At 66.2% G+C, this 20,166-nt stretch carries 15 protein-coding genes and 1 pseudogene; 7 read left to right on the forward strand and 9 right to left on the reverse strand.

Annotation, left to right across the window (positions count from 1 at the left end):
• Positions 1-2: 2 nt before the first annotated feature.
• The 7 genes and pseudogenes from ACIGJB_RS18065 to cyoA form a co-directional block, all read right to left on the reverse strand.
• Positions 3-1,157, reverse strand: coding sequence for a glycosyltransferase (locus tag ACIGJB_RS18065; RefSeq protein WP_483733679.1), 1,155 nt, complete (start codon positions 1,155-1,157; stop codon positions 3-5).
• Positions 1,154-2,008 carry a ferritin-like domain-containing protein gene (locus ACIGJB_RS18070; protein ID WP_483734713.1) on the reverse strand — a complete coding sequence of 285 codons (855 nt, stop codon included), beginning with the start codon at positions 2,006-2,008 and terminating at the stop codon, positions 1,154-1,156. The genes ACIGJB_RS18065 and ACIGJB_RS18070 overlap by 4 nt, the downstream gene beginning before the upstream one ends.
• Before the next feature lie 235 nt (positions 2,009-2,243).
• Positions 2,244-3,321, reverse strand: a pseudogene (locus ACIGJB_RS18075) (amino acid permease); the annotation flags it as partial.
• Positions 3,322-3,678: 357 nt separating this feature from the next.
• Positions 3,679-4,086, reverse strand: a complete 408-nt coding sequence (gene cyoD, locus ACIGJB_RS18080; protein ID WP_483733680.1) for a cytochrome o ubiquinol oxidase subunit IV — start codon at positions 4,084-4,086, stop codon at positions 3,679-3,681.
• A complete protein-coding gene (gene cyoC, locus ACIGJB_RS18085; protein WP_483733681.1) occupies positions 4,083-4,772 on the reverse strand; it encodes a cytochrome o ubiquinol oxidase subunit III in 690 nt (229 codons plus the stop codon). Before cyoC ends, cyoD begins: the two co-directional genes overlap by 4 nt.
• On the reverse strand, positions 4,765-6,768 hold the full coding sequence (gene cyoB, locus ACIGJB_RS18090; RefSeq protein ID WP_483733682.1) for a cytochrome o ubiquinol oxidase subunit I: 2,004 nt from the start codon (positions 6,766-6,768) through the stop codon (positions 4,765-4,767). The genes cyoC and cyoB overlap by 8 nt, the downstream gene beginning before the upstream one ends.
• A gap of 67 nt (positions 6,769-6,835) precedes the next feature.
• Complete coding sequence (gene cyoA, locus ACIGJB_RS18095; RefSeq protein WP_483733683.1) at positions 6,836-7,873, reverse strand: ubiquinol oxidase subunit II; 1,038 nt, start codon at positions 7,871-7,873, stop codon at positions 6,836-6,838.
• Between the two features lie 147 nt (positions 7,874-8,020).
• On the opposite strand from cyoA, the gene ACIGJB_RS18100 reads away from it, so the two are divergent.
• Positions 8,021-9,337 carry an MFS transporter gene (locus ACIGJB_RS18100; RefSeq protein WP_483733684.1) on the forward strand — a complete coding sequence of 439 codons (1,317 nt, stop codon included), beginning with the start codon at positions 8,021-8,023 and terminating at the stop codon, positions 9,335-9,337.
• Here the strand turns inward: ACIGJB_RS18100 and ACIGJB_RS18105 are convergent.
• Both ACIGJB_RS18105 and ACIGJB_RS18110 read right to left on the reverse strand, forming a co-directional pair.
• Complete coding sequence (locus tag ACIGJB_RS18105; protein ID WP_483733685.1) at positions 9,309-10,118, reverse strand: helix-turn-helix transcriptional regulator; 810 nt, start codon at positions 10,116-10,118, stop codon at positions 9,309-9,311. The two genes, ACIGJB_RS18100 and ACIGJB_RS18105, sit on opposite strands and share 29 nt — an antisense overlap.
• A complete protein-coding gene (locus tag ACIGJB_RS18110; RefSeq protein ID WP_483733686.1) occupies positions 10,102-11,016 on the reverse strand; it encodes a DMT family transporter in 915 nt (304 codons plus the stop codon). The genes ACIGJB_RS18105 and ACIGJB_RS18110 overlap by 17 nt, the downstream gene beginning before the upstream one ends.
• A gap of 275 nt (positions 11,017-11,291) precedes the next feature.
• Between ACIGJB_RS18110 and ACIGJB_RS18115 the strand changes: the two genes are divergently transcribed.
• From ACIGJB_RS18115 to ACIGJB_RS18140, 6 genes are all read left to right on the forward strand, one after another.
• Positions 11,292-12,881 (forward strand): DUF1800 domain-containing protein, encoded by a 1,590-nt coding sequence (locus tag ACIGJB_RS18115; RefSeq protein ID WP_483733687.1) that lies wholly within the window; start codon positions 11,292-11,294, stop codon positions 12,879-12,881.
• A 54-nt stretch (positions 12,882-12,935) separates the two neighbouring features.
• Positions 12,936-14,273 carry a DUF1501 domain-containing protein gene (locus ACIGJB_RS18120; RefSeq protein ID WP_483733688.1) on the forward strand — a complete coding sequence of 446 codons (1,338 nt, stop codon included), beginning with the start codon at positions 12,936-12,938 and terminating at the stop codon, positions 14,271-14,273.
• A 212-nt stretch (positions 14,274-14,485) separates the two neighbouring features.
• Complete coding sequence (locus ACIGJB_RS18125; protein WP_483733689.1) at positions 14,486-16,180, forward strand: ATP-binding protein; 1,695 nt, start codon at positions 14,486-14,488, stop codon at positions 16,178-16,180.
• A gap of 658 nt (positions 16,181-16,838) precedes the next feature.
• The gene (locus ACIGJB_RS18130) at positions 16,839-17,093 is read left to right on the forward strand and encodes an RNA-binding protein (RefSeq protein ID WP_483733690.1); all 255 of its coding nucleotides are present in this window, start codon (positions 16,839-16,841) and stop codon (positions 17,091-17,093) included.
• A gap of 50 nt (positions 17,094-17,143) precedes the next feature.
• The gene (locus tag ACIGJB_RS18135) at positions 17,144-17,731 is read left to right on the forward strand and encodes a hypothetical protein (protein WP_483733691.1); all 588 of its coding nucleotides are present in this window, start codon (positions 17,144-17,146) and stop codon (positions 17,729-17,731) included.
• A gap of 72 nt (positions 17,732-17,803) precedes the next feature.
• Positions 17,804-20,116, forward strand: a complete 2,313-nt coding sequence (locus tag ACIGJB_RS18140) for a DUF3141 domain-containing protein (protein WP_483733692.1) — start codon at positions 17,804-17,806, stop codon at positions 20,114-20,116.
• The last annotated feature ends 50 nt before the right edge of the window (positions 20,117-20,166 follow it).

A 20,166-nucleotide genomic window follows, 5' to 3' on the forward strand; every position in this document is an offset into this window, starting at 1 on the left:
CCTCAGGACCGCACCGGCGCCTGGCTGCGGCCCTTCCATTGCCCGCCGCGGCGCAGCCAGTAGCGCCGCGCCGAATCCAGCGTGGCGCCAAGGTAGAACAGCGCCGTCAGTGGCAACAGCGGTGCAAGCCAGGCGGGCTGGCGGTATTCGCGCAGCATCGGCAGGTAGGTCAGCGACATCGCCGCCCAGGCGAGCCAGGCCGGCCAGAGCCGGACGCCCCCGGCCAGCGCCAGCAGCGGCGGCGCCAGATAGGTCACGGTCATCGCCAGCGCCGTGCCGGCCAGCAGCAGCGGCGAGTAGCGCAGCTGGGTATAGGCGCTGCGGGCGATCATGTCCCACAGGCTGCGCCAGTCGTCATAGGGCCGCAGCGACACGCTATCGTCGGCGAGATCGAGGCTGATCGGACCGCCCGGCTTGATCTTCGCGGCCAGGCTGCAATCATCGATCAGCTCGCCGCGAATGGCGGCGAATCCGCCGATGCGGGACAGGGCCGCGCGGCTTGCCAGCATGCAGCCGCCCGCTGCGGCCGCTACCGCGCTGCGCGGGTCGCGGACGCGTTCGAACGGATAGAGTTTGGCAAAGAAGAAAACAAAAGCCGGCACGATGAGCCGTTCCCAGGCCGAGGCGCAGCGCAACCGCACCATCAGCGACACGAGATCGCGGCGCTCATGCACGGCGCGGGCGACCAGGCCGGCCAGCACGCCAGGGCCGTGCCAGATATCGGCATCGGTCAGCCAGAGATAGGCGGCCCCCGGCGCCGCGCGGCCGGCGGCATCGAGTCCTTCCGACTGGGCCCATACCTTGCCGCTCCATCCCGCTGGCAGGTCCCGGGCGGGGACAACGGTCAGGGCGCCGGGCCGCGGCGTCCCGGCTGCCGCGCTGGCCGCGATTTCCGCCGTGCCGTCGTTGCTGTGGTCATCGACCACGACCAGGGACAGCGTTCCCGGGTATTGCTGGCCGAGCACGCCGGCCACGCATCGGCCGATGACGTCGGCCTCGTTGCGCGCCGGGACAATGGCCACGACTTCGGGCCACGCATCGGGGGCGGGGGCCGGCGCAGGCTTGCGCACGCGCCAGAAGTCCGCGCGGCCGAACAGCAGCACGCACCAGATCGCCAGCGACAGCAGGGACAGCGCAAACGCAGTGGTCATGGTCATTTCAGGAAGCGGCGCGCCAGCCTTGCCAGGCGCGGCACGGTTTCGGGCCGTAGCAGCCGTGCGTCGTAGCCGGCCATGCGGCGCTCGTTCTCGGCCAGGCACAAATCGATCATTGCGGCTGGAGACAGCGAATCGCCAAGCGCTTCCGAGCCGTTCATCGTGAAGTTGGCGTCCTGTGCCGCGCCGTCGGCGTCGATGCCGCGCGCGATGCCGATGCGCTCCCAGACCAGGAAGGCCCACACCCGCGCTACCTTCAGCGCGAACAGCGGCCTGCGCCACCAGGGCAGGTTGCTGCGATACCAGGCCGCCCAGTTGACGAAGAAAAGGATATGCCGGCCTTCTTCCTGGATCACCGGCTCGAAGGTCTCCACCAGTTCCGCCGGGAAGTAGCCGGAGCGTTTGGCCATGGTGAACAGACCGAAGGCGAAGAAGCTGTCGATGCATTCGCTGTAGCCGGTCACCAGCCATCCCCACTCGGGGTCGTCCGGAGGCGGATAGTCGGGCTCGGGTGCGAGCGGAATGCCGTAGGCCTCCACCATCTTCGAGAGCACGACCTTGTGACGCGCTTCTTCGGCGCCGTCCATGTCCAGCGCGCTGCGCAGCAGCGGGTCGGCGACGGTTTCGGCAAAGGTCTTCACGCGGATCGAGGCGCGGCCCTCGGTCTGCACGGCAATGTCCCAGATCGGCAGGGAGGTGACGCGCTGCAGCGCATCAGGCGAGAGCGTCGGCCATTCGATCACGGCCGGCTTGTAGGGGTTGTGGGTTTGCAGCAGCATGTTGGAGAACATGCGCAGGTGCTGTGCGGAGCCGATGCGCACCGGGCCCGGCGCCGGGTCGGTCCAGTGGCGCATGGCGTGGTCCGCCTGCTCGACCGCCGTGCGCGCGATCGTGTCGGCCACGGCGGCGGCGCGGGCTACGGCATCCTCGGCTGAATTCGCGACGACGCCGGCGTGGCCGGCGTCTGGATTCGCCGCCCGGTCATGGCGGGGTGGTGCGGCGTAGAGTTCGGACATCTGGCCCCCTGGCAGTGGATTGCCCGGGGGCCATTGTAGCGGCGGGCGCCCGCAGGCGCACCGCCCGCTTGGGTCAGGCCTGGTAGCTGACCGGGCCGCGTGCCTGGACGCCCAGGCGGTAGTACAGCACCGTCAGCAGCACCAGCCAGGCCGGTCCGACATACAGCGCCACACGCGTGTCCGGGAAATAGGCCATCAGCGCGATCACTAGCGCCAGGAAGGCCAGCGCGATCCACGAGCCATACGGCCAGAACGGCATGCGGAAGGCCAGCTGGTCGCGCTCGGCCGGCGACAGGCCGCGGCGGAACCGCATCTGCGTGGCGAGGATGATGGCCCAGGTCCAGATCGCGCCGAAGGTGGAGATCGACGTCACCCACACGAACACCTTCTCGGGCACCAGGTAGTTCAGCAGCACGCCGCACAGCAGCGCGGCGATCGACACCAGCAGCGCGCGGCACGCCATTGCGGTCCACCTTGGCAAAGGCGGCCGGCGCCTGGCCTTGCTGCGCCAGGTTGTAGAGCATGCGGCCGGTACTGAAGATGCCGCCGTTGCACGAGGACAGCGCGGCGGTCAGCACGACGAAGTTGATGATGCCGGCGGCGGTCTTGATGCCCAGGCGCTCGAAGGTCATCACGAACGGGCTGCCCTGTGCGCCGATCTCGTTCCACGGGTAGAGCGAGAGGATCACGAACAGCGCGCCGACATAGAAAATCAGGATGCGCCAGAACACCGAGTTGATGGCATCCGGGATCGACTTGCGCGGGTTCTTCGCTTCGCCGGCGGTCAGGCCGATCATCTCGACGCCCAGGTAGGCGAACATGACCATCTGCAGCGACATCAGCACGCCGCTGGCGCCGTTCGGCAGGAAGCCGCCGTGTGCCCACAGGTTGCTGATGCCGGTGGCGACGCCACCATTGCCCAGGCCGAACACGATCATGGCGCCGCCGCTGAACAGCATCAGCACGATGGTCACGATCTTGATCATGGCGAACCAGAACTCGAACTCGCCATAGGCCTTGACCGCCAGCAGGTTGACCGAGCCCATCGCGCCCAGCGCCGCCAGTGCCCAGATCCAGCGCGGCACGTCCGGGAACCAGACGCCCATGTAGATGGCCACGGCCGTGATCTCGGCCACGCAGGTCACCAGCCAATGCTGTCGCGTCAAAACCGGCATGGGCGCTGTCCCGTGCTGGCAATGGGCGAATCGGAAACGAAAAATAGCCCGCAAGATTAATGACAAAGGCGTGGCATTTGTTGCTTAATTTGGGCGAAATTGTTTTTTTGAGTGCGGATTGTTATCTATGGATATCTTTTGGGGGGCGCTGAATTGAGAGACATCGTGCTTGGCAAGCGCCGCTGTTTCGCAGGCTACGCCTGCGAAACAGCGGCGCTTGCCAAGCACGATAACGCAATCATTCACTGAAGCGCCCCGCCGGTACCGCCGGCGAAACAGCGGCGCCTGCCAAGAACCATGTCCCCGCAATCCGGCGAATATAACCCCACCCGATCAAGGCAACTGCCTCACATCAACCATCCCCGGCATCATGTTCGAATTCAGGTGATACATCACCCATAGCGTGCCGCTAAGCGTAATTACCACCAGCACCAGCGTGAACATCAGCGCCAGCATGTTCCAGCCACCTTCCGACTTGGCGTTCATGTGCAGGAAATAGATCATGTGCACGACGATCTGCACCGCGCCCAGCGCAAGCAGCACGAGCGCGGTGGTGGTGGATTTCTCGAACACCTTGCCCATCACCAGCCAGAACGGAATCGCGGTCAGGATCACCGACAGCACGAAGCCGGTCACATAGCCGCTCATCGAGATATGGATATGGCTTTCGTCATGGCCATGCCCGTCGTGGCCGTCGTGACTATCATGGCCATGGGCGAGCGTGTGGTCCGGTGCACTCATGGCAGCACTCCCATCAGGTAAACAAAGGTGAAGACGCCGATCCAGACAACATCCAGGAAGTGCCAGAACATTGACAGGCACATCAGCCGCCGGCGGTTCTCGGGAATCAGCCCGTGCCGGCCCACCTGGACCATCAGCGTGATGAGCCAGATGGTGCCGAAGGTCACGTGCAGCCCGTGCGTGCTGACCAGCGAGAAGAACGACGTCAGGAAGCCGCTGCGCCACGGGCCCGCGCCTTCGCCGATCAGGTGGACGAACTCGTAGATTTCCACGGCAAGGAACGAGGCGCCGAGCACGCCGGTAATGGCCAGCCATCCCTGCGTGCCGCCAACGCGCCCCTGCTGCATCTGCAGCATGGCAAAGCCATACGTGATCGATGACAGCAGCAGGAACGAGGTGTTCAGCGCCACCAGCGGCAGTTCGAACAGCTCGGCACCGGTCGGGCCTCCGGCATAGTTGCGCCCGAGCACGCCGTAGGCCGCGAACAGGCACGCGAAGATGAGGCAGTCGCTCATCAGGTAGACCCAGAACCCGAGCAACGTGCCGTTGGGCACGTGGTACTCGCTGGTCATGTAGAAGCGCAGTTCGCCTTCCTCGGCGCCGTGGCCGGACGGTACGGCGTGCGGCGTGGCGGCGGGCGCGGCCTGCGCGCGGCCGGCGGGGAACGGGGCCGTGGTATCAGGCATGGTGGGCCATCAGCGCCGAGCGCGCTGCCTCCGTGTTGCCGACCGTGTCGGCCGGGATGTAGTAGTCGCGCTTGTAGTTGAAGGTATGCACGATCGCACTGACGATGAGCGCCGCGAACGACACCACCACCAGCCACCAGATGTGCCAGATCAGCGCAAAGCCGCACACCGTGCTAAGCCCCGCCAGAATGATGCCCGCGCCCGTGTTCTTCGGCATGTGGATCGGTATGAAACCCTGCAAGGGCCGCTGGAAGCCGTGCGACTTCATCTGCCACCAGGCGTCGGTGTCATGGACGATCGGCGTGAAGGCGAAGTTGTAGGCCGGCGGCGGCGACGACGTCGACCATTCGAGCGTGCGGCCGTCCCACGGGTCGCCGGTCACGTCGCGCAGCGCCTCGCGCCGCACGAAGCTCACCACCAGCTGGATCAGGAAGCAACCGATGCCCAGTGCGATCAGCAAGGCGCCGAACGCCGCGAGCAGGAACCAGATCCGCAGCGCGGGATCTTCGAAATGGCTCATGCGGCGGGTCACGCCCATCATGCCGAGCATGTACAGCGGCATGAACGCGAAGTAGAACCCGACCAGCCAGAACCAGAACGAGCACTTGCCCCAGAACGGCTCCAGCTGGTAGCCGAAGGCCTTGGGAAACCAGTACGTGATGCCGGCCATCAGCCCGAACAGCACGCCGCCGATGATCACGTTGTGGAAGTGGGCGATCAGGAACAGGCTGTTGTGCAGCGAGAAGTCGGCGGGCGGCACGGCCAGCAGCACGCCGGTCATGCCGCCGATCACGAACGTGACCATGAAGCCGACCGTCCACAGCATCGGCACCTCGAAGCGGATGCGCCCGTGGTACATGGTGAACAGCCAGTTGAACAGCTTGGCCCCGGTCGGGATCGAGATGATCATGGTGGTGATGCCGAAGAACGAATTGACGCTCGCCCCCGATCCCATCGTGAAGAAGTGGTGCAGCCACACCAGGTAGGACAGTACCGTGATGACCACCGTGGCATAGACCATCGACGCATAGCCGAACAGGCGCTTGCGGCAGAACGTGGCCACCACCTCGGAAAACACACCGAACGCGGGCAGGATCAGGATGTAGACCTCCGGGTGGCCCCAGATCCAGATCAGGTTCACGTACATCATGGCGCTGCCGCCCTGGTCGGCCGTGAAAAAATTCATGCCCAGGTAGCGGTCCAGCGCCAGCATGGTCAGCGCCGCGGTCAGCACCGGGAACGCGGCGATGATCAGCACGTTGGCGCACAGCGCGGTCCAGGTGAAGATAGGCATGCGCATCAGCGTCATGCCCGGGGCGCGCATCTTGACGATCGTCACCAGCAGGTTGATGCCCGATAGCACCGTTCCCACCCCCGCCACCTGCAAGGACCATATGTAGTAGTCCACCCCCACGTCAGGACTGTGGACGATGCCGGACAGCGGCGGATAGGCCAGCCAGCCGGTGCGCGCGAACTCGCCGACGAACAGCGACATCATCACCAGCACTGCGCCGCCGGTGGTCATCCAGAAACTGAAGTTGTTGAGGAACGGAAAGGCGACGTCGCGCGCGCCGATCTGCAACGGCACCACGAAGTTCATGAGGCCGGTCACGAGCGGCATCGCCACGAAGAAGATCATGATCACGCCGTGCGCGGTGAAGATCTGGTCGTAGTGGTGCGGCGGCAGGTAGCCAAGGTTGTCGCCGAACGCGACGGACTGCTGCAGGCGCATCATGACGGCGTCGGCAAAGCCGCGCAGCAGCATGATGAGCCCCAGGATCACGTACATGATGCCGATCTTCTTGTGGTCGATGCTCGTGAACCACTCGCGCCACAGATAGCCCCACAGGCGGAAGTAGCTCACCGCGCCCACCAGCGCCAGGCCGCCGAGAACCACCACGGCGAACGTGCCCAGCAGGATCGGCTCGTGCAGCGGTATGGCCTCCCAGCTCAGGCGGCCGAAGATAAGCGTGGCGAGTTCGGATCGCTCCTGCATGTTGTGCTCCAGGGCCAGAGTCAGGGGTGAGGGTGAGTCGTTTCGGGGCGATGGCGTCCCGGCTGTGCTACTGCAGCGATACCGCGCTGCGTTCGCCGTACGGCGCGGCCGGGTCGAACGGCGCCTTCGGCGTGTTGCTCGCCGTGCAGACGGCGCCCAGCGCACCGCCTTGCTGGCGGCGTGCGTCCATGGCCATCATGTCTTTCTGGCAGATCTGCCCCGCGCGCACGCAGCGGTTCAGGATGGCATCGAACAGGTCGGGCGCGACGCTGGCGTAGTGGCGCACGGGATCGCGCTCGCTGGGCTGTTCCAGCTTCAGGTAGCTGTCGCGCGACAGCGGCGTGCCGCTGGTCTTCACGCGCTGCACCCAGCGCTCGAAGTCATCGTGGCTCATGCCGTGGAAGCGGAAGCGCATATGCGAGAAACCCGCGCCGCTGTAGTTGGCGGAAAAGCCTTCATAGTCGCCGGGCTGGTTCATCACCGCATGCAGCTTGGTTTCCATGCCAGGCATCGCATAAACCTGCCCGGCCAGCGACGGGATAAAGAAGGAGTTCATCACGCTCGTGGACGTGATGCGGAAGCGGATGGGCCGGTCCACCGGCGCGGCGACTTCGTTGACGCTGGCAATGCCCTGCTCCGGGTACAGGAAAAGCCACTTCCAGTCGAGAGCAACCACCTCCACCGTGAGCGGTTGCACGTCGGCGGGCACCGGCCGTTGCGCGTCCAGCCGCTGCAGTGGCCGGTATGGATCGAGCTTGTGGGTACTGACCCAGGTGACCGCGCCCAGCGCGATGATGATCAGCAGCGGTGCCGACCAGATCAGCAGCTCCAGCACCGTGGAGTGGTCCCAGTCGGGATTGTAGGTTGCGCTGGTGTTGGAAGCCCGGTAGCGCCAGGCGAACACGAGCGTCAGCACGATCACCGGCACGATGATCAGCAGCATGAGTCCCGTCGAGATCAGGATCAGATTGCGCTGCTGGACGGCGAGGTCACCGTTCGGCGACATCAGCACCGTACTGCATCCGCACAGGGCAGCCACTGCCGGAACCAGCAGGATCCAGCGCGGCGCGCGCGGTACTGCCTGAGTCGAACGGTCGGATCGCATAGGCTTGGGTCCTCTGTTGCCATCCTGTACGCTTAAGCGTACGTGACTTAGACTGTTCTGAGCAACTATGGCAGTTTAGGCGCTCAGGGGCTAATCGCCAGTGTGCAAATTCCTTACTAGCCTCGTTACGCTACGTGGAGGTATCGGATGGCCAGCGTCACCCACCAGCACCGTGCGTCTCCTTCTGCACCTCCGGCGCCAGGGGCCGCGCATATCGCGCCGGCCGAGATCGCCACCGGAGTCGTGATCGGCAGGGCGTCCGAGTACTTCGACTTCTTCGTCTACGGCATCGCCTCGGTACTCGTCTTCCCGACCGTCTACTTTCCGTTCGCTGACCGGCTCGACGGCCTGCTCTATTCGTTCTCCATCTTCGCGCTGGCCTTTGTCGCACGGCCGTTCGGCACAGCGCTGTTCATGCGCATCCAGCGGCGCTGGGGACGCGGCATCAAGCTGACCGCCGCGCTGTTCCTGCTCGGCACGGCCACGGTGGGCATTGCCTTCCTGCCCGGCTACGCGTCGCTGGGCCATACCGCCATCGTGCTGCTGGCCGTGTTCCGTTCGCTGCAAGGCATCGCCTTCGGCGGTTCGTGGGATGGCTTGCCGTCGCTGCTCGCCCTGAACGCGCCGCCCGCGCGCCGTGGCTGGTACGCGATGATGGGGCAGCTCGGCGCGCCCACGGGTTTCATCGTCGCGGGCTCGCTGTTCCTGTTTCTGAACCTGAGCCTGGAGCGCGGCGAGTTCCTGGAATGGGGCTGGCGCTATCCGTTCTACGTGGCGTTCGCCATCAACGTGGTGGCGCTGTTCGCGCGGCTGCGGCTGGTGGTGACGCATGAGTACACCCAGCTGCTCGACGAGGACGAGCTGGAGCCGATCAGCACCATCGAGCTCATCAGCAAGCAGGACTACAACATCTTCCTGGGCGCCTTCGCCGCGCTGGCCAGCTTCGCACTGTTCCACCTGGTCACGGTGTTCCCGCTGTCATGGGTGGAACTGCACCAAAGCCAGCCGATCACCGATGTGCTGAGCGTGCAGGTGGCCGGGGCGTTCATCGGCATCCTGGGCACCATTGCCTCGGGCCGCATTGCGGATCGTATCGGGCGGCGCACCACGCTCGGGTCCATGGCGTTGCTGATCGGCGTGTTTGCGCTGTTCGCGCCGCTGTTGATGGGGGGCGGGCCGATTGAACAGGACCTGTTCATCCTGATCGGTTTTGGCTTGCTTGGCCTGTCCTACGGCCAGGCGGCCGGCGCGGTCACGTCCAACTTCGAGCGCCGCTACCGCTATACCGGCGCCGCGCTGACCACCGATTTTGCGTGGCTGTTCGGCGCGGCCTTCGCGCCGCTGGTGGCGCTGGGGTTGTCGGCCAAGTTCGGGCTGATCGCGGTCAGTGCCTATCTTTTGTCAGGCGCGGTCTGCACGCTGCTGGCGTTGCGGATCAACCGGGCGCTGGCTTCCGAGGACTGAAGCGGTCGGCGGCCGCGCGCCATGCCCCTGGTGGCTGGCCGAAGCGGCGCGTGAAGCTGCGCGTGAAGGTGGTCTGGTCGGGATAGCCCGACGCCAGCGCCACCTCCGCCAGTGGCAGGCCGCTGCCGGCCAGCAGTTGCACGGCGCGGTCCAGCCGCAAGCGCGTCTGGTAGCGGTGAGGCGTGTCGCCGAACGCCTCGGCGAACAGCGTGTGGAAGCGGCGCACGCTCCAGCCGAAGCGCTCGGCCAGGTGCCCCGCATGCAGGGCCGACGACAGGTTCGCGCGCAGGTAGGCATCGATGGCCATGACCGGGAACACGGTCGTGGTGCCATGCCCGTCCGAGGCGCCGAGGGCGTCGGCAAGGTCGCTCGCGAGCGTCGCGGCCACGGTCCAGTTCAGGTGTGTCGCGCGGGTGCCTGCGGGGCGCAACCCCGCCAGCGCGCGGACACGTGTGCCGAGGACGCCATCCAGCACGAAGGCGCGCGGCCGTTCCATCAAGCGCGCGGGGAGTGCGACCGACGCGCCGGGAAAATCCGCGACCACCTGCAGGTTGCCGGCCAGCCCGAGGAATTCGTGGTGGCTCGCGGCCGGCACGATCAGACCGTGGTGGCGGTCGACCCGGTACAGATGGCCATCGATCTCAAGCTCGGTGGCCCCGTCCAGACCGAACAGCAACTGGTGATGGTCATGCGCATGCCCCGCCGGCCATGGGTGGTAGCGGCGGGACTCGACCAGCGGGCTTGCGGCGCCCGGGTGCGCCAGTTCAGCGGGCGGTGGCATGCCGTAGCCTTTCCCGCGTCTGGCACAGCCAGACCCCTGCACCCGCGACGGCCATGCCCAGCCACTGCAGCGGAGCCAGGCGGTCGCCGAACAGCAGCCACGCCTGCATCGCGGCCAGCGGCGGCGCCAGGAACATCAGCGCCGCCGCGCCGGCGGCCTGACCGCGCCGCACGATGCCGAGCAGCAGCCAGGTGCCGGCGCCAGAGATCCCCAGCGCCGCCCAGCCGAGCGCGGCCCACAGGACCGGCCCCGGCTGCCAGTGCGGCGCCGGCGACAGCCACACGGCCAGGCCGGCCACCAGCATGGCGCCGACGTTCTGCCACGCAGAGCTGGTGCGGAGATCCGAGGCGGCAATCGACATCTTCTGGAGCAGGGTTCCCATGGTGATCGAGACAATGGCAAGCAGCCCGGCCAGCATGACCCAGGGCGATACGATCGATGCGGACCGGCCGGCGCCGGCCTGCAGGACCGGCACCACGACCAGCGCCACGCCGGCCACGCCGGTCGCCAGGCCTTGCCAGGTGCGCCTGGAAGGTAGCTCCTTCAGCAGGGGTATGGCAAGCAATGCCGTAAGCAAGGGCTGCAAGGCACCCAGCAACGCCATCACGGCCGGCGGCAGGCCGTGCGCGACCGCGCCGAAGGCGGCGCACAGGTAGAGGCCCTGCATCAGCGCCCCGGCCAGCAGGTGGCGCGGGACGTCACGCCACGCCGGCCACGCGGCGCGCGCGGCCAGCGCGGCAATGCAGAACATCAGCGCGGCCAGTGCAAAGCGCGCGAGCAGGAACAGGCTGGTATCGGCCAGCGGCACGATGGCCTTGCCGACGATGAAGCCGGTGGACCAGATCAGGACAAAGGTCAGGCCGGGCAGCCAGCCGGCGGAGGTTTGGGGGCGAGACATAGGGGTTCGCGACAATGGGGGGCAACGGGGACCCGGCGCAACGGAGACCCGTGGTGCCGGCATGCCGCAGAAACTAACGCCCATCGCGCGGGAAGTCTTGGCGATTCCGGCAATCGGCCCGGCGAGCGGGGTGGTCCAGGCGACGCATGAGATGCCGTGGAACCAGCGCCATGAAAGTTCTCGTAACCGGGCGGCAGGCGGCGCCCTGTCAACCGGCAGCGCACCCGCCACGTAAGAGGGACCATGTCCCTGCATCGCAAGACAAGGAGCCAGGCATGACTCTTGGGCGGCCGACTTTTCCTGCCGGCACCGGCGTGCGACGCGTGCTGACGGCCATGCTGCTGGCCGCCTGCATGCTGGCGCTGGCGTCCTGCGCGCAGCAGCCAGTGGACGAGTCCGGGCCGCTCAGCGCGGCGGACCTGCATTGGCTCAATACCGTGAGCTTCGGTGCCGACCAGGCCAGCATCGCCCGGCTGCGCGAACTTGGCCGCAAGCGCTTCCTTGAGGAGCAGCTGCGCATGCCGGCCACCGACCCGCCGGTGGTGAGCGCCGCCATGGCGGCCTTGCCGAACCTGCAGGGCACCGCCGTCGAGCGCACGCGCGCGGCGCGCGAGGAACGCCAGCGCATCGCCGGCCTGCCCGACGAGATGGCCAAACAGCAAGCCCGCGAGGCGCTGAACCGGCAGGGACGCGAGGCCATCGCCGATACCAGCCGGCGGCATTTGCTGCGAGCGCTGTACTCCCCGGCTCAACTGCGCGAGCAGATGACCTGGTTCTGGATGAACCACTTCAGCGTCTATGGCGCCAAGGGGCAGGTGCGCTGGGCCCTGGCCGACTACGAGGAACACACCATCCGGCCACGCGCGCTGGGCAAGTTCGGCGACCTGGTGCTGGCCACCGTGACCGCGCCGGCCATGCTGGAGTACCTGGACAACACGCAGAGCAGTGCCAACCGCGTCAATGAAAACTACGCGCGCGAGCTGATGGAACTGCATACGCTGGGCGTGTCGGGCGGACCCAGCGGCTCGCGCTACACCCAGCAGGACGTGCAGGAACTGGCGCGCGTGCTGACGGGCTTTGGCATCAACGCGCGCGGCGAGCCGCCGCGGCTGGCGCCGGCGCGCGCGGCGCTGTACCGCGGCGACGGGCTGTTCGAGTTCAATCCGAACCGGCACGACTTTGGCGCCAAGACGCTGCTCGGCCAGCGCATCGAGCCCACCGGGTTTGGCGAAGCCGCGCGCGCGGTCGCGATCCTGACGCGTGATCCCGCCACGGCCCGCTTCATCAGCGCGAAGCTCGCCGCCTACTTCGTGGCCGACAATCCGCCGGCCGCGCTGGTCGACCGCATGGCCGCCACCTTCACGCGTACCGACGGCGACATTGCCGCCGTGCTGACCACCCTGTTCCTGTCGCCCGAACTCGACCGCGTGCTGGAGGCGTCGGGCCGCAAGTTCCGCGACCCGATGGCGTTCGTGATGGCGTCGATGCGCCTGGCGTATGACGGCCGCACCGTCACCAACCTGCGTCCGGTCATGAACTGGCTGAACCAGCTGGGCGAGCCGCTCTACGGGCACGTCACGCCGGACGGCTACCCGGCGGCGGAAGGCGCCTGGGCGAGTTCCGGGCAGATGGTCAAGCGCTTCGAGATCGCGCGCGCCATCGGCTCCGGCCCCGCAGGGCTGTTTGCCGGCGACGCCAATCTGCCGCCCGGGCCCGCGCGTTTTCCGGTGGTCGCGGGCAAGGCCTACTACGACACCATCGAAGCCACGCTCGGACCGCAGACGCGCACGTCGCTCGCGCAGGCGGAAACCCAGGCCGAATGGAACACGCTGTTGCTCAGCTCGCCCGAGTGGATGCAGCGCTGATCGGGCAGCCAGGCGAGGCACACGACGCACTGATGCACACGCAAGGACTTCGAGATGAAACGTCGGGAATGGCTCAAGACTGTGGGCAGCGCCGGACTGGCGCTGGCCCTGCCCGCCACCATGTCGCGCGTGTATGCGCTGCCGGCGCAAGCGGACGCGCGCTTCCTGCTGGTGTTCCTGCGCGGCGCCTATGACGCCGCCAGCGTGCTGGTGCCTGCCGGCAGTGATTTCTACTACGCCTCGCGGCCCAATATCGCGATCCGGCGGCCGGTGCCAGCCGGGGCGGAACGCGATCCCGCGGCGGCCCTGGCGCTGGCGCCATCCTTTGCGTCCGACAGCGGCCGCCGCGGCATCGGCGACTGGGCATTGCATCCGTCCCTGGCCGACACCATGCTGCCGTTGTGGAGCCAGCAGCAGCTTGCCTTCGTGCCGTTCGCGGGCACCCATGACCTGTCGCGCAGCCACTTCGAGACGCAGGACAGCATCGAGTCGGGCGCCGCGGGCACCTCCGGCAGCGGCGATGGCCGGCACGACGCGGCGTCGCTGCGCGGCAGCGGCTTCCTGAACCGGCTGGCGCAGTCGATGGGCGGGCGCGCCGCGCCGGTGGCCTTCACCGACGGCTTGCCGCTGGTGCTGTCCGGGAGCCAGGATGTCCCCAACGTCTCGCTCAAGGGCACGGGCCGCACGCCGTTCGACGCGCGCCAGACGCGCGCGCTCGCGCAGATGTACCGCGGCACGCGCTTCGAGGCGCTGATCGACGAAGGCTTCGAGCTGCGCCAGACCGTGGCCGAGCAGGCGCAGGCGATGCAGGCCCGCGCCGCCGTGGCGGGCGGCATGGATGCCATGGCCGCGCGCATGCAGGATATGCAGGCGGCCAACCGCCGCTCGCTGAGCGCGCGCGGCTTCGAGGTCGAGGCGCGCCGCATGGCGGGGCTGATGCGCGACAAGTTCAACCTCGGCTTCGTCGACGTCGGAGGCTGGGACACGCACTCGAGCCAGGGCGCCGCGCAAGGGCAACTGGCCAACCTGCTCGACAACCTGGGACGCGGCCTCGCCGGGTTTGCGCAGGAGATGGGGCCGGCGTGGGGCAAGACCACCGTGGTGGTGGTGTCGGAGTTCGGCCGCACGTTTCGCGAGAATGGCTCGCGCGGGACCGACCACGGCCACGGTACGGTCTACTGGGTGGCCGGCGGCGCCGTGCGAGGCGGGCGCATCGCCGGCGAACAGGTGGCGGTGGAGGCGGCCACGCTCAACCAGAATCGCGACTACCCCGTGCGCAATGAATATCGCGCCGTGCTGGGCGGGATATTCCAGCGGGTGTACGGCCTGGACGATGCGCGGCTGGCGCAGGTGTTTCCCGGGGCAAGGGCGACAGATATCGGATTGGTCTAGCGCCCCGCTACCGGCCGGAAACTACCGCTCAGTCGAGCCGGATGTCGCGTTGTATGCATCTTCCGGCGCTTGGCATCCGGCGACCTTTGCAGCGGGAAACGGGGCTCCTGCTGGGCGGGTATAGTTGCCAGAACGCTTTCTGGATCGGTGACATGATTGCATCCACAGGTTGGCCGTCGTCCACGAACTTGTGCCCCGGATGGCGCGGTGAGATGGCTCACCGCATCGCCGCTTACGACTGGCGCGAGACCGAACTCGGCGCCCGGGAAACGTGGTCGGGCAGCCTGAACGCCAACATACAGTTTCTGCTTGCCTGCCCCGTTCCCCTGGTGATGCTTTGGGGCCGGGAAGGCGTCATGGTCTACAACGACGCCTACGCGGTGTTCGCCGGCGGCCGGCACCCGTTCCTGTTGGGCAAGCCGGTTGAAGAGGGGTGGCCGGAGGTTGCGGCATTCAACCGTCATGTCGTGGACACGGTCCTTGCGGGAGGAACCCTCTCGTACAAGGACAAGCCGCTCACGCTCCACCGGCACGGCAGGCCGGAAGAGGTCTGGATGGACCTCCACTACAGCCCGGCGGTGGATGACGACGGCGCGCCCGCAGGCGTGATCGCCATCGTCTTCGAAACCACCGAACGCGTGCTGGGCGAGCGCAAGCGGCTCCAGGCGGAATTGGCCCGGAACAAGGCCGAGCAGGCCTTGTTCGCACTGAACCAGAATCTGGAAGAACGCGTTGCCCAGGAGGTAAGAGCCCGGGCCAGTGCGGAGGACCGTCTGCGCCAGGTGCAGAAACTGGAGGCCGTCGGTGGCCTGACGGGTGGCGTCGCCCACGATTTCAACAACGTCCTGCAGGTGATTTCCTCGAACTTGCAGCTGCTGAACTTCGCCGTCGGTGATGATCCCCGGCTTCAGGCACGCATCCATGCCTCCAATGCGGCGGTGGCGCGCGGCGCCAGGCTTGCCCAGCAATTGCTGGCATTTGCGCGCAGGCAGCCGCTGAGCCCGCGGGTGGCCAATCCGCGCAAGATGGTCGACGCGATGTCGGACCTGTTGCGGCGCGCGGTGCCCGAAAGCATTCAACTGAACCTGAACGTCCCGCTTGATATCTGGAACCTGTTCGTCGATCTCACGCAACTGGAAAGCGCGCTGCTGAACCTGGTCATCAACTCGCGCGATGCATTGCGAGGCAACGGGGCAATCCACATCGAAGTGGCCAACCTGACCGTGCAGGATGGCAACCAGGAATCGGCCATCGAGCTTCCGCCGGGAGACTACGTGCGGTTTTCCGTGGTCGACGCGGGCACCGGTATGTCGGAAGAGGTCAAGGCGCGCGCCTTCGAGCCATTCTTCTCGACCAAGCCCGAAGGACATGGAACCGGCCTCGGGCTCAGCATGGTCTTCGGCTTCGTCAAGCAGAGCCAGGGCCATATCGATCTGCAGACCGCGCTGGGCCAGGGCACGACGGTTTCCCTTTACTTCCCCAGAACGCATAAGGAAGAAGTGCCCGATCACGAGCGGCCGGTCCTGGGCAATGTCGCCAACGAACTGACGGTCCTGGTGGTGGAAGACAACCCCGACGTGCGGCTGTCGGCCATCGACATGTTTGCGCAGCTCGGCCACAGGGTCTTGTCAGCCAAGGACGGCGATGCAGCGCTTGCCGTGTTGCAGCGAGTTGAAGGCGTCGACCTGCTCTTTACGGATGTGGTCATGCCCGGCACGGTTCGCAGCAGCGAACTGGCCCGCATCGCAAGCAATCCGCCTTACAAGGCCAAGGTCATTTTCGCCTCGGGCTATACGCGCGACGAGATCTTCCATGAGGGCCGGCTCGACGAAGGCGTCGTCCTGCTCGGCAAGCCTTATTCCCTTGAGGATCTGGCGCGGACCGTTCGCAAGGTGTTCGAAGCGTAGCGCGGTCAACGCCATGGGCAGTCGGCTGCTCGGAAGCCGTAAAGCCGATCATTTATTTGGGTCTTCGCCGAATTTAAGGGCATCGTGCTTGGCAGGCGCGGCTGTTTCGCAGGCGTAGCCTGCGAGTCACTTTTTGTCCGAGCGACAAAAAGTAACCAAAAAACGCGTCGCTTGCCCTAACGGGCGAATATTGATCGTAGCGTGCGGAGAATTTCGTACGGGTACTCGCTTCAGAGTCTGCCCGGCTGCCTGCCGCGTGGAGCGCGTCCGCATGCAGGCTCTCCAGCAATGATTGAACCAGCCCCGAACCTGTCCGTGGCTCGACACTGCCTGCGATATCGCATCATCGCCTTCGGCTGCTGCGCGGCTCACTAGTCGGCAAGCGGACGACATCAACGGCGCAGGCGCCGATGCTGCACGGCAATCCCGTGACAAGAGCATGGCGCGACCACGTCGACGGTCGGAGTCCCTTGGGCGCGGCATCGCCAGCCGCGCCACGCATGCCGCTTCGCATGATGTGCCTGGCCCAGCGCATTCACTTCCTCGAAAGAATTTCTTATCTCGACGCCGAAAGATTTCATGTCGGTCCGCCCCGGCCTTCCGGATAGAGTGGTGCCCTGCAGCACAACAACAATCATGGTCCGCTGGGGAGGCGAGTATGTCTGTCTTATTGCTTGCGAACATCGTTCCCGACGCCACCGATGAAGAGATCGGCGCGTTCCTCGTGAAATACGGGTTGCCACAGTTCGACGGCATCGAATACCTCGAAGGCGACGGCACCCGGCCCTCCGCCAGGCTGACTTTCGATGGGCTCGATAGCGACGCCCTCGACAAGCTGAAAGGCCGTATCCACGGCATGTACTGGAAGGGACAACAGATCAGCGCGCAGGTGCTGAGAGAGCGCTTTAACTGAAGCATGCATCTTGTTTTGGCGGGTCAACACTCAAATCCAGGGGAACACCAATGAACGCAAAGGGACTAGTGGCCGCAGCGACCTTGCTTGTCGCAACGACAACGGCATGGGCGCAACCCGAGACGCGCGTGGACGTTACGCATGCGCCGGGACAGGCCACTGCGATCGGTACGGCAAAGCTCACGGCGAAGATCGTCAAGATCGACGCGCCGACGCGAACGGTGTCGCTCAAAGGCAAGGACGGAAAAGTGGTAGACCTTGCCGTCGATCCGGAGGCCCGGAATTTCGAGCAGCTCGCGGTGGGGGATACCGTCGAGATCGAATACATGAAAGCGTTGACCCTGAGCCTCGAGAAGAGCAAGGGGCCACTGTCGATCAGCGAGCGCAAGATCTCGGACAGGGCCGCGCCGGGTGCAAAGCCAGGAGGGATGATCGGTCGCGAAGTGACCGCCACGGCCGATGTCGTCGCCGTCAACAAGGACGCAAGTACCGTGACGCTGAAGGGACCCAAGGGGCTTGTGGTCGACCTGGTGGTGGCGGATCCCGAGCGCCTCAAGAATGTGAAGAAGGGCGATCGGGTCGAGGCCGTCTACAGTGAAGCGGTAGCGGTGTCGGTCACTCCGGCCGCGGCAAACTAGCGCAGCGACGGATGATTGCTGATTCGCGTTTCTGACCGATTGATTTGCGGCGGTTCCCTTACGGAGGGCAGCATGGACGCAGGAAAGAAGTTGGCTCACGCGCGTGATGTGGGCGTGAAGACGGGCGTGGTGCTGCAAAAGCGCCTGAAGGTTGCACAAGAGGCATTCAGCCATCGCACGCAGGAAGCCATGGCCGGCGAGGCGACGACGCCCGCTGGCTGGATGGCCGCGGCGGACCCGATGAACTGCTATGCGTACGCCGTTGACAGCATGCAGCGTGCCATCCTGTTCTGGGACACGATCCGGCAGCGCGGCAACAACTTTGTCGAGAATGCGGCGCAGGGCCTCAAGCCCGTCCTGCACTTTGCGTACGAAACCGTGCTGGACGGCCGCACCTTCGAGCGGCCCGTCAACTATGCGCTGCTGAAGATCACGCCGCCCGCCGGCGTAACGATCGACAACGGCCGCCGCCCTTACGTCATCATCGATCCGCGTGCCGGCCACGGCCCGGGCATCGGCGGCTTCAAGGACGATTCCCAGGTTGGCGTGGCGATGCGCGCAGGCCACCCGGTCTACTTCGTCATTTTCTTTCGCGATCCGGAGCCGGGGCAAACGCTGCTCGATGTGTGCGAGGCCGAACAGCAATTCATCAGGAAAGTGCGCGCGCTGCATCCGGACAGTCCCAAGCCGGCCATCGTCGGCAATTGCCAGGGCGGCTGGGCCGCCATGATGCTCGCCGCCTCGGATCCGGACGACACCGGGCCCATTGTCATCAACGGCGCGCCGATGTCCTACTGGGGCGGCGCCTGGAGCGAGGGCGAAGGCGACAACCCGATGCGCTACTCGGGTGGCCTGCTGGGCGGGACCTGGCTGTCGTCGCTGACGGCGGACCTGGGCAACGGCAAGTTCGATGGCGCCTGGCTGGTCCAGAATTTCGAGAACCTGAATCCGGCCAACAGCTTGTGGGACAAGTACTACAACCTGTACAAGAAGGCCGATACCGAGCCGCCGCGTTTCCTCGAGTTCGAGCACTGGTGGGGCGGCTACTACCTGATGAACCGCGAAGAGATCGAATGGATCACGCGCAATCTCTTCGTCGGCAACAAGCTGTGGAGCGGCGACGTCAAGGATGCCGGCGGCAAGGCGTTCGACCTGCGCGCCATCAAGGCCCCGATCGTGCTGTTTGCCTCGATGGGGGACAACATCACGCCGCCGCAGCAGGCTTTCAACTGGGTGGTGGACGTCTACGGCAGCACCGAGGAGATCAAGGCGCGCGGCCAGGTCATCGTCGGGATGATGCACCAGGACGTCGGCCACCTTGGCATCTTCGTCTCAGGCAAGGTCGCGCAGAAGGAGCACGCGCAGATCGTTTCCGTGCTGCAGAGCATCGAGTTGTTGCCGCCGGGGCTCTACGGCATGCTGATCCATGAGCGCAAGTCCGATGGCGGGGTCGAGTACGAGGTCGAGTTCCGCGAACATTCGCTCGAAGAGATCGCGCAACGGCTCAACCGCTTCGAGCGCGCGGACGAGAAGCCGTTCGAGGCCGTCGCCGCGCTGTCGGAATTCAACCAGCGCGCCTATGAGCTGTTCGCCCAGCCGTTCGTGCAAGCCATGTCGAACGAGGCATCGGCGCGGATGCTGCGCGAGTTCCATCCGCTGCGGATGCAGAACTGGGCGTTTTCGGACCTGAATCCATGGATGGCATGGGTGGGTGCCGCGGCCAATGCGGTGAAGACGAACCGGCAGGCGCTGGATGCCGACCATCCGCTGCGCAAGCGCGAGCAGGCCGGTGCGGACATGCTCAGCGCTGGCCTTGACGCCTACCGTGCCGTGCGCGATGCGGTGACGGAAGCCACCTTCTTCAACCTGTACGCGAACCTGCACTGGGCGATTCCGCAGGACAAGGCGTCGCATGCCGGTCCGCCCAAGGTGACCGAGCCACGCGAACTGCCGGAGGTGAAGGCCGCGCTGGCGTCGATCGAGCAGGGCGGCTACGCGGAGGCCATCGCCCGAGTGGCCTGCCTGCTCAAGCAACAGGGCGAGCCGTTGCCGCTGTCGCGGCTCGAATTGCGCAAGGAACTGGTGAAGGACTACGCCGAACTGCTGCCGGAACTGCTGCCGGAGGCGTGGCGCCGGATTCGTGGCCAGCAGGAACTCATTACGTTGTACGCGCCGGAGCGCGCGCTGGAGACGCTGCCGGTCTTGCTACGCGACCCGAACGATCGCCAGCGCTTGCAGACACTTACAGAGAAGCTAAGGGAGGACGAGCGGCTGCTGGGCCGCGCGCCGACGACCGAGCAGGCCGCGATGCTCGAACGTATCCGTGCGGCCCTGTCGCTCAAGCCTGGTCGGCCGCGCCGCCCACCGCTGGTGCGCGCGTCGTAATGCCTTGTGCCGGCACCTGGCCGGCAACCCACAGCCACCTGATGACGCAG

This window comes from Cupriavidus sp. C2SS-8b, from assembly GCF_057073745.1.

Coding starts and splice junctions, on each gene's coding strand:
- ACIGJB_RS18120 (WP_483733688.1), top strand. CDS start 12,936: ATGAAACGTCGGGAATGGCTCAAGACTGTGGGCAGCGCCGGACTGGCG.
- ACIGJB_RS18110 (WP_483733686.1), bottom strand. CDS start 11,016: ATGTCTCGCCCCCAAACCTCCGCCGGCTGGCTGCCCGGCCTGACCTTT.
- cyoC (WP_483733681.1), bottom strand. CDS start 4,772: ATGCCTGATACCACGGCCCCGTTCCCCGCCGGCCGCGCGCAGGCCGCG.
- ACIGJB_RS18135 (WP_483733691.1), top strand. CDS start 17,144: ATGAACGCAAAGGGACTAGTGGCCGCAGCGACCTTGCTTGTCGCAACG.
- ACIGJB_RS18125 (WP_483733689.1), top strand. CDS start 14,486: ATGGCTCACCGCATCGCCGCTTACGACTGGCGCGAGACCGAACTCGGC.
- ACIGJB_RS18070 (WP_483734713.1), bottom strand. CDS start 2,008: ATGCGCCACTGGACCGACCCGGCGCCGGGCCCGGTGCGCATCGGCTCC.
- cyoA (WP_483733683.1), bottom strand. CDS start 7,873: ATGCGATCCGACCGTTCGACTCAGGCAGTACCGCGCGCGCCGCGCTGG.
- ACIGJB_RS18105 (WP_483733685.1), bottom strand. CDS start 10,118: ATGCCACCGCCCGCTGAACTGGCGCACCCGGGCGCCGCAAGCCCGCTG.
- ACIGJB_RS18100 (WP_483733684.1), top strand. CDS start 8,021: ATGGCCAGCGTCACCCACCAGCACCGTGCGTCTCCTTCTGCACCTCCG.
- ACIGJB_RS18140 (WP_483733692.1), top strand. CDS start 17,804: ATGGACGCAGGAAAGAAGTTGGCTCACGCGCGTGATGTGGGCGTGAAG.
- ACIGJB_RS18065 (WP_483733679.1), bottom strand. CDS start 1,157: ATGACCATGACCACTGCGTTTGCGCTGTCCCTGCTGTCGCTGGCGATC.
- cyoB (WP_483733682.1), bottom strand. CDS start 6,768: ATGCAGGAGCGATCCGAACTCGCCACGCTTATCTTCGGCCGCCTGAGC.
- ACIGJB_RS18115 (WP_483733687.1), top strand. CDS start 11,292: ATGACTCTTGGGCGGCCGACTTTTCCTGCCGGCACCGGCGTGCGACGC.
- cyoD (WP_483733680.1), bottom strand. CDS start 4,086: ATGAGTGCACCGGACCACACGCTCGCCCATGGCCATGATAGTCACGAC.
- ACIGJB_RS18130 (WP_483733690.1), top strand. CDS start 16,839: ATGTCTGTCTTATTGCTTGCGAACATCGTTCCCGACGCCACCGATGAA.